Raw genomic sequence first — 11,820 nt, forward strand, 5'->3', positions numbered from 1 at the left:
ACTTGAAGAGAGAAATTATTATTACTTCGGATGGTTCAACAACCATCCATTTACCTGATTGGAATGAACAATACCATTCAAAACATGGTGCTATACAAGAAGCGTATCATGTGTTTATAAAGAATGGATTAGAATTATTCAAGGCAAAGCCAATTTCTATTTTAGAAATTGGCTTTGGTACAGGTTTAAATTGCTTTATTACTTATTTAGAACACACAGCAAAAATTAATTATGTTGGAGTAGAAGCTTATCCTGTAGCCAAAGAAGAGGTCAATAAATTGAATTATGTAAAAGAGCTGAAAGCAGAAGAAAAAACAGAAAAGTTTCAATTAATTCATGAGCTAGCTTGGGAAGTTAAAAATGAAATCGATTCAGATTTCTCACTAACCAAACGCGAACAGTTTTTTCAAGATATTGATGATGAAAATGCTTTTGATTTAGTTTATTTTGATGCTTTTGGAGCAAGAGTTCAGCCTGAATTATGGTCTGAAGCTATCTTCGAAAAAATGTATAAAGCAACAAAAAAAGAAGGAGTTTTAGTAACTTATTCTGCAAAAGGAAGTGTAAGAAGAGCTATGGAATCTGTTGGTTTTACTGTAGAACGATTACCTGGTCCTCCAGGGAAAAGAGAAATGTTAAGAGCAATAAAGAAATAATTTTATTGTGGCTAAGACAAGATTCAACATAAAGATGATAGTTCTTTATGTAGCGATTTCATTTTTCTTTTTTAGTATCGGAGTATTTTTACTCAAAGACTTCAATGTAGATGATATTCTAGGAGTAGTGTTTTTATTTGTTACAGCTATCATGATTTTGATATTTGCGGTCAGAAAACACTTCAATTATATCTATGCAGATCATAACAGATTAATTTTAGTCAAACGCTCTAAAAAAGAAATGTATTGGGTAAAAGATATTCAAAAAGTCCACTTAAATTCTATTGAAGGAAATGGAGTTATGAAAGTTGATTTTGTAACTAAAGAATCACTTTTTCTCGATGAAAATATTTATGTAGATCTTTGGAAAATTAAAAAGATTTTAGAGAAAAAAATAAGGACTAAAGATAGAAAAAGTAAGATTTTTAAAAATCCAAGTAATAGAAGAGTTTTAGGCTCCATATTTAATCATTTTAGTCTTGTAGCAGCTTTTATCGTATTCTTTGGTCTTTTATTAGTGTTTAAATCAAATAGTTTTCAAGGGCAATTTATAGGTGTAATTTGTCTTCTTTGTTTCTGTTTTACAGGTTTATTCTTTTTTTACTTTTCAATTGAAAATAATTGTTTGATCGTTAAAAATCATATGTATTTCTGGTATAAGAAAAAATACAGTTTAACTAATATTCTAAATTTAAGCCGTGAACATTATCAAAGTGATGTTTATGCAGAAAAGTTAGTAATTACAACTAAAGAATATAAAACAATAAAGTATCTTGCAGCTTCCTACAGAAGAAAAGATTGGAGATTATTTTTTAAAGATTTAATAAGATAAAATGAAGTTTCAAAAACGATTTGGTAATAGAAAAAGAACAAATTCCAAAAGAGGATTGTTTTTAGTAGTACTTTTAGCTTTAGCATTATACTTGTTTTTTAATGCAGATAAAATCTTATCTCGAATTCTATAATGAAACCATTCAAATTTAAAGAGTTTACAGTTCATCAAGATAAAGCAGCTATGAAAATAGGTACAGATGCTGTGTTATTAGGTGCGTGGAGTGATATTAATTTTTATCCAGATTCAATTTTAGATATTGGTTCTGGTACAGGAGTAATCGCGCTAATGTTAGCACAAAGAACAGATGCAATGACTATAGATGCTATCGAGATTGATGAAGCTGCTTACGAACAATCTGTAGAAAATTTTGAACGTTCAGAATGGGGAGATCGTTTGTTTTGTTACCATGCATCTTTTCAGGAGTTTGCTGATGAAATGCAAGAAGATGAAGAAACTTATGATGTAATCATTTCTAATCCTCCTTTTTATAATGCTGAGTTTCTTTCCGAAGATGAATCAAGAAATAAGGCCAGATTTACAAATACAGCATTATCTTTTGAAGAATTAATAAAAGGGGTTTCAGTATTATTAAGTGAAACAGGAGAGTTTAATGTAATAATTCCATTTGAAGAAGAAAAGAGTTTTGTTGATTTGGCAAAAGAACACAAGCTTTTGGTAAATAGAATTTGTAGGGTGAAAGGTAACGTTAATTCTGAATTGAAAAGAAGTTTATTAGCATTTTCGTTTGAAGATAAAGAATTAATTGAAGAAGAACTTGTAATAGAAAAAGAAAGGCATCAGTATACTGACGCCTATATTGATCTAACTAAAGATTTTTATTTAAAAATGTAATTCACAATTTTTAAATAATTTGATCTAATATTGTTTCTGTTGTAGAAAGTAACGATTCTATTTTTACACTTTCATAAGCATCTGGATGTGCGTTTGCAAAACTTCCACTATCATTATCAAAGTAAGAACCAGATTTATTTTTAAATTCTTCTGAAGTAGCTAATTCGTAAAGAATAGAGGCGCCTTTATTTGCAGAAGACCAATGATTTCCATATGCTTCTTTTACCATTTTAGTATTTAATAAAGAACCTGGGTTTACTGCAATTGTAATAATTTCTTTGTTCGCTTTCGCAAAAGCAAAACTCCACATTGTTAAAGCTAATTTACTTTGAGCGTATACTTGTTGAGCTGTTAAATCTACTTTTCCTTCTAATGCATTTAAATCTACAGTCGATTGAGCTGCAGAACTTAAATTAATAATTCTAGGATGACTACTTTTTTTAAGGAGAGGAATTAATTGTTGTGTAAAAACATACGGAGCAAAATAATTTACTGCAAATCTAAGATCTAGACCTGCATCATTTTTTTGAGTATGACTTTTAAAAACACCTGCATTATTAATTAAAACATCAATATGATTTATTTCTTTTAGTAATTTTTTACTAAGATCTATAACGTCATTTAAAGCTGAAAAATCAGCAGTATAGCCAAAAATATTCTTATTGTTAGTTGTTTGTTTTAATTCTTCAATTGTATTTAAAACTTTAGTAGAATTTCTACCATGAATGTAAATAAGATGTCCTTCATTAGCTAGCTTTTCAGCAGTAAGTTTACCAATACCATCTGTGCTTCCAGTGATAAATATATTTTTTTTCATTGTACTTTAGTTAGAAAACAGATCTAAAAAAGACCTGTTGTGATTTTATAATTAAGCTAAATCATCTTTTTCTTCAATAAGATAATGATGACTTACAGATCCTTCTGTTCTTGCTTTTAAATTTGGTGCATATTCAGGATCATTCATAAAAGCAGTTGCAGCTTCTTTAGACGGCCAGCTGATTACTATTCGCAGTGCTGCTTCTTGTTTTTTACCTTCAACTTGTTCGTGTGAAGTAGTTCTAGCTAAGTATTTACCTCCATGTTTTTCTACTAATTTATTAGCTGTAGGCAAATAATCAGGAATCCAATTGTCGTTTGTTGGTGTTACATCCAATACTGAAAAATAACTCATTTTTTATATAATTTTAAGGTTTGTTTACAACGGTTTCTTATTTCCAGGTTACAATTTCATTAAAATCTCTTCTCGATTTTGGGTGTGCTGGTTCTTGTTTTCTATATCCAAAAGCAACCATATACGATAAACCATATTTTTCGGTGTCTACATCAAATTTTTCTTGTAAAAGTTTCTCTACTTTTTCTTGATGAAATCCTTCTATTGGACAACTATCTATTCCAACTAAAGCAGCAGAAGTCATCATGTTTCCTAAAGCGATGTACGTTTGTTTAGAAGCCCAGTCAAATAACTTTTTATCGGTATCTAAATTGAAATCTCTTTCTTGAAATTCTCTGTAAAACTTAGAATACATTTCAATAACATCTTCAGGAAGTTGTTTTACATCTTTCATCATTCTCATAATGTATTCGCTATCCCATTTTGTCATAGGTGCTTTCATGCTAAGTCCTAATACAAAATGACTAGCAGTATCTAGTTTTAATGGAGCTCCCCAAGCAACAGGTTTAAGTAGGTCTCTTAATTCTTGATCTTGTACTACGATAAAATGCCAAGGTTCGAAACCAAAAGAACTCGGAGATAAGTTAGCTGTTTGAAGAATGAAATTGATTTCTTCTTCTGTTAGTTTTTTCTCAGCATCAAACTCTTTAGTTGCGTGTCTGTATTTAAAAGCATTTATAATGTCTTCTTTGGATATGTTATTGATACTCATAATTATTTTTTACTATAAAAATTATAGTTACAAAATTATTTATAGTTTTGTATTCACGCAATAACAGTCAAAAAGGATAGTTTAATTTTTTATATATGTATTCAATAAAAGGAAAGAAATATCCATGTTGTACAAGTGTTACAATGGGAATAATTGGAGGGAAATGGAAAACTGTAATCTTATTTTATTTAATTGAAGGAAAGTTAAGATACAGTGAATTACGAAAGAAAATGGGAACAGTAACAGAAAGAACATTAAGCTTACAGTTACAGCAATTACAAGACGATGGTGTAATTAAAAGAGAAGTTTTTTCTACAAAACCACCATTAAAAGTTGAATATTCATTAACGGAATTCGGAAAAACATTAATTCCAATTTTAGAGTCGATAGCACAATGGGGAGATTTTGTAGTAGAAAATTATGCAGATAAAGAGCAAACTGCTTAAAAATAATTTTAAACAGTTTGACTTTAAATTTAATATATTTTCGATTGAATAGTTTCTGGAATAGCTTCTTTGTGAACTAATACAGAAATAGTTTTTAGTAACAATGCTTTTTTCGACATGTACATGTAACCTCCTTGTTCATTATTGCCTTCAGAGTTTTTTAATATGTAGTATGTTTTTCCAGAAGTATCAATAGCTTTTCCAATTAAATGCATATTATGATCATCAGTTGTCGATTTGTCTTCAAAAGTTTGCTGTCTTAAATCCTGAGTGATTTTTAAAGCTTCTTGTTCTTTTGTTAATTCAGCAACTCCTTTCTCAAAATTAAAATTAGGTTCAGAAGCATCACCATCCCATGCTAAAGAATAACCTTTTTTTAATGCATTTTCAATTACAGATTCAAAGTCTTGAATGGGTAAATTCAAATATTTATTATCTCCCCAGTTCGCAGGAATTTTTAACGTTGAATTTGTATAATATTTTAGGTGACTATAACTTGTAATTTCTATATAATCTTTAGGGATAATTCCTAAATAGAAATCAGCAAATGTTCTAGGTGTAAACTCTTTTCCATTATAATTAAATTTTTCTGGAGCCTTTCCTAAGTAAGCATTTAAAACACCTTCTAATGATTGTTTCCAACTATTAGGTTTTATTCTTCCATAACCACTAGTTGCAACAGAACTTATCATGGTTTTTATTAAGTTATCCATTTCTACATGGTCATGTTGCCAATCACCTTCAATGATTCCATTATAAACTGATTCAGGAACTGCACCATAAGTCTCATATCCTTTGAGTACACTAAAGGTTAAATCTCCAGCATCTAGCCAACTTTTTCCTTTGGTTTCGATAAACTTTTTAGATTTTCCTAAATAGGCAGGATGTACATAAAACATAGGCGATAACGAAATGGATGGCTTTCCCTTACGGATAGCTTCTGTCTCTAGAAAAGAAGTAGTTGCAAAACTCCAACAAGTTCCTGATGATTGTTGATCTTTAAGAGGACTGGATTTTACTTTATAAATTACTTTAAATTTCTTTCCCTGTTGTGAATATGATAAAAAATTCACGAATAAAATACCTGATAGTAATAGAAGTTTTTTCATTTGATTTTTAGTCTTTTGGTAAAGACTATGTAGATTTAATTTTGTGACTCTTTTTTGATAAGGGTAGGAATTTTTATTGATAAAATGTTTAATAAATATAAAATTAAACTTAACCTCAATGAGAAAAATGAATCGCAACATTATATACACTCTTTTTGTATCTGTTGCTTTGTTTTTAACATCGTGTCAAGAGACAGGTGATACGAGTGTAGTAACTACACCAACAAATTTAAATGCTAATCTATCCGAATGTTTATGGGCGCCTTTTAGTCAAGGAGCAAATTTTGTTTTATCTATTGATTTTTCAAATAATGACGTAATCGTTTACAACTCGAATAATGAAACTGTAGATGAAGGTAGTTGGGCTTTTACAGATGGTAGATTTGTGTTATCAAACCTAACCGGTGTTTTAGCAAACTATAATGGAGCTTGGGAAATTATTGAAGATAGAAATGTGTTTTTTGAATTACAGAAAGATGGAGTAAAGATAAATTTCGAGCAAGATTGTAATTCAAATCAATCTAAAAATTATTAGACTATTTAAGTTTATTAAATAGCCTAATAATAATTAAAAAGAAACTTTTTTAAACCAAGGAGAGTGTATATTACCCCATTACACTTTCTGGATTGTATCCCAAATAGGGTACATCTTTTTCAATGAAAATTACGCCATAGTCTTCGAGCTCCTTTAAAATAGGCTCATACACTTCTTTATTTATTGGTAACTGAACGCCTGTGGTTGTAATTTTCTTATTTAATATTTGTAATGTAGCAATAGCTACTGGAAGCCCTACAGTTTTTGCCATAGCAGTATAAGTTTGATCATCTCCTTTTATAATCATACTGCTTTCTATTTGATGCTTTCCTTTTTCATCTTCATAACCAAATTTATGATGCATTACAATCATATCTTTATCGTCAGGTTGTAAAGTCCATGAATCCATTAATATTTTTTGAAGAATTTGAGCGGGACTAGCATTTACTAAACCTACTTTCTTATTCGGGTTAAAAAGATCTAGTTCAACAAATTTATCCCACATTACATCATCTTGATCAATTTTTAAATAAGAACGGAATTTTAATTCAACAGAATCTGAAGGTGAATAGGCTAAGAATAAGTTGGTAAAATCACGGTAACTCATGTGTTCAGAGTTTTCTATAGTATAAGTATCATCAGTCATACCTAATTGAACAAAACTATTCCAGGCTCTTGAAAAGCCAACTTTCCTTATTGTTCCTCTGTACATGGTAGGAATATCATCTAAACCATAAATACTTCTATATTTTAGAGAATCTCTATTGGCATAAGCTTCAAATTTTCCGCTTCCATTAATGGTTAGGAATTCAGTTCTTCTAAATAATTTATGGTAAGGAATATACTTATAAGTACCTTCTTGTATAAACATTGAAGCACCACCTTGTCCAGCTAAAACTACATTTCTAGGATTCCAAGTAAACTTGTAATTCCATAAGTTATCATCACTTTCTGGCGCTACCAAACCACCACAAAAAGATTCAAAAAGTAACATTTTAGCTCCGCTTTCTCTGATTTTATGAATTACTTGCATAGCACTCATGTGATCTATACCAGGATCTAAACCAATTTCATTCATAAAAATTAAACCATTAGCTTTCGCTTGTTCATCTAAAGCTTTCATTTCTTTAGATATATATGAAGCAGTCACCATATGTTTTTTAAACTCTAAACAGTTTTTAGCAACTTCTATATGTAAGTGAGCAGGAAGCATAGAAATAACAATGTCAGAATTTTTTATTGCTGCTACACGTTGTTCCTTATTAAAGACATCTAAAGAGATCGCCTTCCCATTAGGGTGATTGTTTATTTTTTGTTGAGCATTTTCGATAGAAATATCTCCAATAGTTATCTGTAAATTCTCCGAATTAGATTTATCTAATAAGTATTTTATTAAAGAAGAGCTAGATCTTCCGGCTCCGATAATTAATATTTTTCTCATAAAATAATGCAGTACTTTTGTGAAAAAGGACTAAAGTTTTTAGTTGTTTAAAGTTTGAAATTTAACAAATATACTAAATATGTATAAAAATTTAACATTAACAGCATTTGTTGGAGCACTTGCTGTCATATTAGGAGCCTTTGGCGCACATGCATTAAAGGAAACATTAAGTGAAGCAGAATTAAATAGCTTTGAAACTGCAGTACGATATCAGTTATATCACGTGATTATTTTATTAATAGTTAACTTAAATCAGGCTTTTTCCCTAAAGGAAAAAAGAATAATGTCGTATCTTTTTTGGATAGGAATCTTATTTTTTTCAGGTTCAATTTACGCAATGTACTTAGCTAAAGTTCCAGCTAAAAGTATTTGGTTTATAACTCCTTTAGGTGGATTATTATTGATTTTAGGATGGTTTTATTTAGGAGTAACTTTCTTCAGAAAATCGGCTAAAAAGTAAAAAATCAATAAAAAAATAAATACAGTAATCTGTTTAAACAAAAAGGTTTATTTTTGTCACATATTAAACACAACTTAAAATTATAGAGATGAATAATCTTGATACGAAAACGATTTCGTTAGAGCACCTTGGAATCAAGAGCGACACGGTTCGTTATCAACTAACTTCTGACGAGTTACATAGTTTAACTATAGAGAAAGGACAAGGGAAAGAAACTGTGTTTGGAGCTATTGCTGTCAATACAGGAGAATTTACAGGTAGATCTCCGATGGACAGATTTATAGTAAAAGATGATATCACAAAAGATGAAATTTGGTGGGGAGATATCAATATTCCTTTTGAGTCAGGTAAATTCGACCAATTATACGACAAGGTGACTGCATATCTTTCAGATAAAGAAATCTTTGTAAGAGATAGTTATGCTTGTGCAGACGAAAACTATAAATTAAACATTAGAGTAGTAAACGAATACCCTTGGAGTAACATGTTTGCTTACAATATGTTTTTACGTCCGACAGAAGAAGAATTAAAAGATTTTTCTCCAGAATGGACTGTAATTAATGCACCAGGTTTTATGGCTGACGCTGCTATTGATGGTACTCGTCAACATAACTTTGCGATCTTAAACTTTTCTAGAAAAGTAGCTTTAATCGGTGGAACTGGTTATACAGGAGAAATCAAGAAAGGAATTTTCTCTGCATTAAATTTTATTTTACCAGTAAACAAGAATACATTACCAATGCACTGTTCTGCAAACGTTGGTAAGGATGGCGATACCGCAATTTTCTTCGGATTATCAGGAACAGGTAAAACGACTTTATCTACAGATCCAAACAGAAGTTTAATTGGAGATGATGAGCATGGATGGACTGCTGAAAACACAGTATTTAATTTTGAAGGAGGTTGTTACGCTAAAGTAATTGATCTTTCTCAAGAAAAAGAACCAGAAATTTACGGAGCTATTAAGAAAGGAGCAATTCTTGAAAATATCATCATGAATGATAAAGGCGAAGTAGATTTTGCAGATACTTCTATTACACAAAATACACGTGTAAGTTATCCAATTCACCATATTGAAAATATTAGAGTACCATCTACAGGAAAGAATCCAAAGAATATCTTTTTCTTAACTGCAGATGCATTTGGAGTGTTACCTCCGATATCTAAATTAACTCCAGCTCAAGCTGCTTACCACTTTATTTCTGGTTATACAGCTAAAGTTGCAGGAACAGAGGCAGGTGTTACAGAACCTGTGCCAAGTTTCTCTGCATGTTTCGGAGCACCTTTTATGCCATTACACCCAACACGTTACGCTGAAATGTTAAGCAAGAAAATGACTGAAGCAAACGTAAATGTATGGTTAGTAAACACAGGATGGTCTGGAGGACAGTACGGAGTTGGTTCAAGAATCGCTTTAAAATATACAAGAGCTATGATTAGCGCTGTATTAAACGGTGATTTAGGAAATTATACTTACGAAGATTATCACATCCATTCAGTATTTGGAGTAGCTCAACCTAGAACTTGTCCTGGTGTGCCAGATAAGATTTTAAGTCCGAGAGCAACTTGGAATAATGATGAATTATATTATGAAACTGCATTTAAATTATCAAATGCGTTCAGAGAAAACTTTAAAAAGTTCGAAGAATATGCTAATGAAGAAATCAGACGTGGAGGACCTCAACGTTATGGTTACTAACATATTTAGTAGTTGTTAAGTATAAAAGCGGTTGTAGTCATACAATCGCTTTTGTTTTTTTACAACTTTATGTAGCAAAAGACTCATTTATTATTGTAGTGATTAACGTATAATTATTACTTACTTTTATATTAAAATTCAATCAAATGGTTATTCAAGGAAATATTGTAGATATTTTAAATAAAAAGATTTTTAAAGGAGAAATTGTAGTTGAAGAAGGTAAAATAAAATCGATAACAGAAAGTAATCATAATGTAGAGAATTATATTTTACCAGGTTTTGTAGATGCACATATTCATATTGAAAGCTCAATGTTAGTGCCTTCTGAATTTGCAAAAATTGCAGTAACTCATGGAACAGTAGCAACTGTTTCAGATCCGCATGAAATTGCAAATGTTTTAGGAGTTGCAGGAGTTGATTTTATGATTGAAAACGGGAAAAAAGTTCCTTTAAAATTTAATTTCGGAGCGCCATCTTGTGTACCAGCGACTTCTTTTGAAAGTGCAGGAGCAGTTATAGATTCTGATGATATTAAAAAGCTTTTAGAAAATCCTGATATTAAATATTTAGCTGAAATGATGAATTACCCAGGAGTAATTTATGAAGATGCTGAAGTTATGAAAAAAATAGAATGGGCAAAGCATTATAATAAACCAGTTGATGGTCATGCGCCAGGGGTAAGAGGTGAAGATTTAACGAAATATATCTCAGCAGGAATTTATACAGATCACGAATGTTTCACTTATGATGAAGCTTTAGAAAAGCTGCAAAAAGGAATGAAGGTAATTGTTCGTGAAGGTAGTGCGGCTAAAAACTTTGAAGCTTTAATTGATCTTTTACCAGAACATTATGAAAACATGATGTTTTGTTCAGATGATAAACACCCAGATGATTTATTATTAGGTCATATCAATCAATTGTGTGAAAGAGCAGTTGCGAAAGGAATTGATGTGTTTAAAGTTTTACAAGCTGCTTGTATAAATCCGGTATCTCATTATAATTTAGATGTGGGTTTATTAAAAGAAGGGGATGAAGCTGATTTTATTGTAGTTGAAAACTTAGAGAAATTTAAAGTGCTACAAACTTATATTGACGGAGAATTAATTGCTGAAAACGGAAAATCAAATATTACATCTGTTGAATTTGAAATCTTAAATAACTTCGATACTGATAAAAAACAAGTCACTGATTTCGAATTTCATTCAGCTTCAGAAAAAATAAGAGTTATTGAAGCTTTAGATGGAGAATTGGTAACAAATGAAATTGAAGCGACTTCTTTAATTAAGAATGGAAATCTAGTTTGTGATGTAGAAAATGATGTTTTGAAAATGACGGTTGTAAATCGTTATCAAAACTCAGAACCAGCTATTGCATTTATAAAAAACTTTGGATTAAAAGAAGGTGCGATTGCAAGTTCAGTAGGACACGATTCTCACAATATTATTGCTGTTGGAGTGTCTGACGAAGCGATTTGCAAAGCGGTGAATTTAATTATCGAAAATAGAGGAGGAGTTTGTGCGGTTTCAAACACTGAAAAAAAAATAGTATCGCTTCCTGTAGCAGGAATCATGAGTGATTTATCTGCTGTAGAAATTGGGAAATCTTATGCTGAATTAGATCAAATGGCTAAAGATTTAGGAAGTAAACTAAGAGCGCCTTACATGACTTTGTCTTTTATGGCATTATTGGTAATTCCTGCTTTAAAATTATCAGATAAAGGTTTGTTCGACGGAAATACATTTAAGTTTACTTCATTAGAAATTAAGTAAATTTCAATTTTCATAAAATTAAAAAGCACAACATCATGTTGTGCTTTTTTGTAGTATATGTCCCGTCCTGAAATAAGTTTACACAATTTAGACTTATTTTATGAATAACACTGTACCCAAGAAAAAGCGAACTCA

Annotated in this window: 14 protein-coding genes; 9 read left to right on the forward strand and 5 right to left on the reverse strand. The window is 30.6% G+C overall.

Annotated features, from left to right (window positions below; all coding sequences use genetic code 11):
* Positions 1–2 precede the first annotated feature (2 nt).
* From mnmD to Q1A46_RS10140, 4 genes are read left to right on the forward strand one after another with little or no spacing between them, the layout of a single operon-like run.
* Positions 3–656: a tRNA (5-methylaminomethyl-2-thiouridine)(34)-methyltransferase MnmD gene (gene mnmD, locus Q1A46_RS10125; RefSeq protein ID WP_299677626.1), complete on the forward strand. Its 654-nt coding sequence runs from the start codon at positions 3–5 to the stop codon at positions 654–656.
* Positions 657–690: 34 nt separating this feature from the next.
* Positions 691–1,488, forward strand: coding sequence for a hypothetical protein (locus tag Q1A46_RS10130; protein WP_299677629.1), 798 nt, complete (start codon positions 691–693; stop codon positions 1,486–1,488).
* Between the two features lies 1 nt (position 1,489).
* Complete coding sequence (locus Q1A46_RS10135) at positions 1,490–1,621, forward strand: hypothetical protein (protein WP_299677632.1); 132 nt, start codon at positions 1,490–1,492, stop codon at positions 1,619–1,621.
* Entirely contained in the window at positions 1,621–2,343 is a 723-nt protein-coding gene (locus tag Q1A46_RS10140) for a tRNA1(Val) (adenine(37)-N6)-methyltransferase (protein ID WP_299677635.1), read from the forward strand. Before Q1A46_RS10135 ends, Q1A46_RS10140 begins: the two co-directional genes overlap by 1 nt.
* A gap of 10 nt (positions 2,344–2,353) precedes the next feature.
* Here the strand turns inward: Q1A46_RS10140 and Q1A46_RS10145 are convergent, their stop codons facing one another.
* The 3 genes from Q1A46_RS10145 to Q1A46_RS10155 are packed head-to-tail and all read right to left on the reverse strand — an operon-like array spanning position 2,354 to position 4,226.
* On the reverse strand, positions 2,354–3,160 hold the full coding sequence (locus Q1A46_RS10145; RefSeq protein ID WP_299677638.1) for an SDR family NAD(P)-dependent oxidoreductase: 807 nt from the start codon (positions 3,158–3,160) through the stop codon (positions 2,354–2,356).
* Positions 3,161–3,211: 51 nt separating this feature from the next.
* Entirely contained in the window at positions 3,212–3,514 is a 303-nt protein-coding gene (locus Q1A46_RS10150; protein ID WP_299677641.1) for a DUF1330 domain-containing protein, read from the reverse strand.
* A gap of 37 nt (positions 3,515–3,551) precedes the next feature.
* Positions 3,552–4,226 carry an NAD(P)H-dependent oxidoreductase gene (locus Q1A46_RS10155; protein ID WP_299677644.1) on the reverse strand — a complete coding sequence of 225 codons (675 nt, stop codon included), beginning with the start codon at positions 4,224–4,226 and terminating at the stop codon, positions 3,552–3,554.
* A gap of 95 nt (positions 4,227–4,321) precedes the next feature.
* On the opposite strand from Q1A46_RS10155, the gene Q1A46_RS10160 reads away from it, so the two are divergent.
* Complete coding sequence (locus Q1A46_RS10160; RefSeq protein WP_095074385.1) at positions 4,322–4,672, forward strand: helix-turn-helix domain-containing protein; 351 nt, start codon at positions 4,322–4,324, stop codon at positions 4,670–4,672.
* Between the two features lie 29 nt (positions 4,673–4,701).
* Here the strand turns inward: Q1A46_RS10160 and Q1A46_RS10165 are convergent, their stop codons facing one another.
* Entirely contained in the window at positions 4,702–5,781 is a 1,080-nt protein-coding gene (locus Q1A46_RS10165) for a C1 family peptidase (RefSeq protein ID WP_299677648.1), read from the reverse strand.
* A gap of 118 nt (positions 5,782–5,899) precedes the next feature.
* Here Q1A46_RS10165 and Q1A46_RS10170 point away from each other — a divergent pair, with 118 nt between their 5' ends.
* The gene (locus Q1A46_RS10170) at positions 5,900–6,316 is read left to right on the forward strand and encodes a hypothetical protein (RefSeq protein WP_299677651.1); all 417 of its coding nucleotides are present in this window, start codon (positions 5,900–5,902) and stop codon (positions 6,314–6,316) included.
* Positions 6,317–6,386: 70 nt separating this feature from the next.
* Here the strand turns inward: Q1A46_RS10170 and Q1A46_RS10175 are convergent, their stop codons facing one another.
* Positions 6,387–7,757, reverse strand: a complete 1,371-nt coding sequence (locus Q1A46_RS10175) for a saccharopine dehydrogenase family protein (protein WP_299677654.1) — start codon at positions 7,755–7,757, stop codon at positions 6,387–6,389.
* Between the two features lie 79 nt (positions 7,758–7,836).
* On the opposite strand from Q1A46_RS10175, the gene Q1A46_RS10180 reads away from it, so the two are divergent.
* The 3 genes from Q1A46_RS10180 to ade all read left to right on the forward strand — a co-directional run bounded on the left by Q1A46_RS10180 (position 7,837) and on the right by ade (position 11,685).
* Positions 7,837–8,217: a DUF423 domain-containing protein gene (locus Q1A46_RS10180; RefSeq protein WP_299677657.1), complete on the forward strand. Its 381-nt coding sequence runs from the start codon at positions 7,837–7,839 to the stop codon at positions 8,215–8,217.
* 88 nt (positions 8,218–8,305) lie between these two features.
* Complete coding sequence (gene pckA / locus Q1A46_RS10185; protein ID WP_299677659.1) at positions 8,306–9,916, forward strand: phosphoenolpyruvate carboxykinase (ATP); 1,611 nt, start codon at positions 8,306–8,308, stop codon at positions 9,914–9,916.
* Positions 9,917–10,062: 146 nt separating this feature from the next.
* Positions 10,063–11,685, forward strand: coding sequence for an adenine deaminase (gene ade, locus Q1A46_RS10190; protein ID WP_299677661.1), 1,623 nt, complete (start codon positions 10,063–10,065; stop codon positions 11,683–11,685).
* Positions 11,686–11,820 lie beyond the last annotated feature (135 nt).

Origin of the sequence: uncultured Tenacibaculum sp. (genome assembly GCF_947502995.1) — a bacterium.
Classification (GTDB): domain Bacteria; phylum Bacteroidota; class Bacteroidia; order Flavobacteriales; family Flavobacteriaceae; genus Polaribacter.

Coding starts and splice junctions, on each gene's coding strand:
- Q1A46_RS10130 (WP_299677629.1), top strand. CDS start 691: ATGATAGTTCTTTATGTAGCGATTTCATTTTTCTTTTTTAGTATCGGA.
- Q1A46_RS10135 (WP_299677632.1), top strand. CDS start 1,490: ATGAAGTTTCAAAAACGATTTGGTAATAGAAAAAGAACAAATTCCAAA.
- Q1A46_RS10140 (WP_299677635.1), top strand. CDS start 1,621: ATGAAACCATTCAAATTTAAAGAGTTTACAGTTCATCAAGATAAAGCA.
- Q1A46_RS10145 (WP_299677638.1), bottom strand. CDS start 3,160: ATGAAAAAAAATATATTTATCACTGGAAGCACAGATGGTATTGGTAAA.
- Q1A46_RS10150 (WP_299677641.1), bottom strand. CDS start 3,514: ATGAGTTATTTTTCAGTATTGGATGTAACACCAACAAACGACAATTGG.
- Q1A46_RS10155 (WP_299677644.1), bottom strand. CDS start 4,226: ATGAGTATCAATAACATATCCAAAGAAGACATTATAAATGCTTTTAAA.
- Q1A46_RS10160 (WP_095074385.1), top strand. CDS start 4,322: ATGTATTCAATAAAAGGAAAGAAATATCCATGTTGTACAAGTGTTACA.
- Q1A46_RS10165 (WP_299677648.1), bottom strand. CDS start 5,781: ATGAAAAAACTTCTATTACTATCAGGTATTTTATTCGTGAATTTTTTA.
- Q1A46_RS10170 (WP_299677651.1), top strand. CDS start 5,900: ATGAGAAAAATGAATCGCAACATTATATACACTCTTTTTGTATCTGTT.
- Q1A46_RS10175 (WP_299677654.1), bottom strand. CDS start 7,757: ATGAGAAAAATATTAATTATCGGAGCCGGAAGATCTAGCTCTTCTTTA.
- Q1A46_RS10180 (WP_299677657.1), top strand. CDS start 7,837: ATGTATAAAAATTTAACATTAACAGCATTTGTTGGAGCACTTGCTGTC.
- pckA (WP_299677659.1), top strand. CDS start 8,306: ATGAATAATCTTGATACGAAAACGATTTCGTTAGAGCACCTTGGAATC.
- ade (WP_299677661.1), top strand. CDS start 10,063: ATGGTTATTCAAGGAAATATTGTAGATATTTTAAATAAAAAGATTTTT.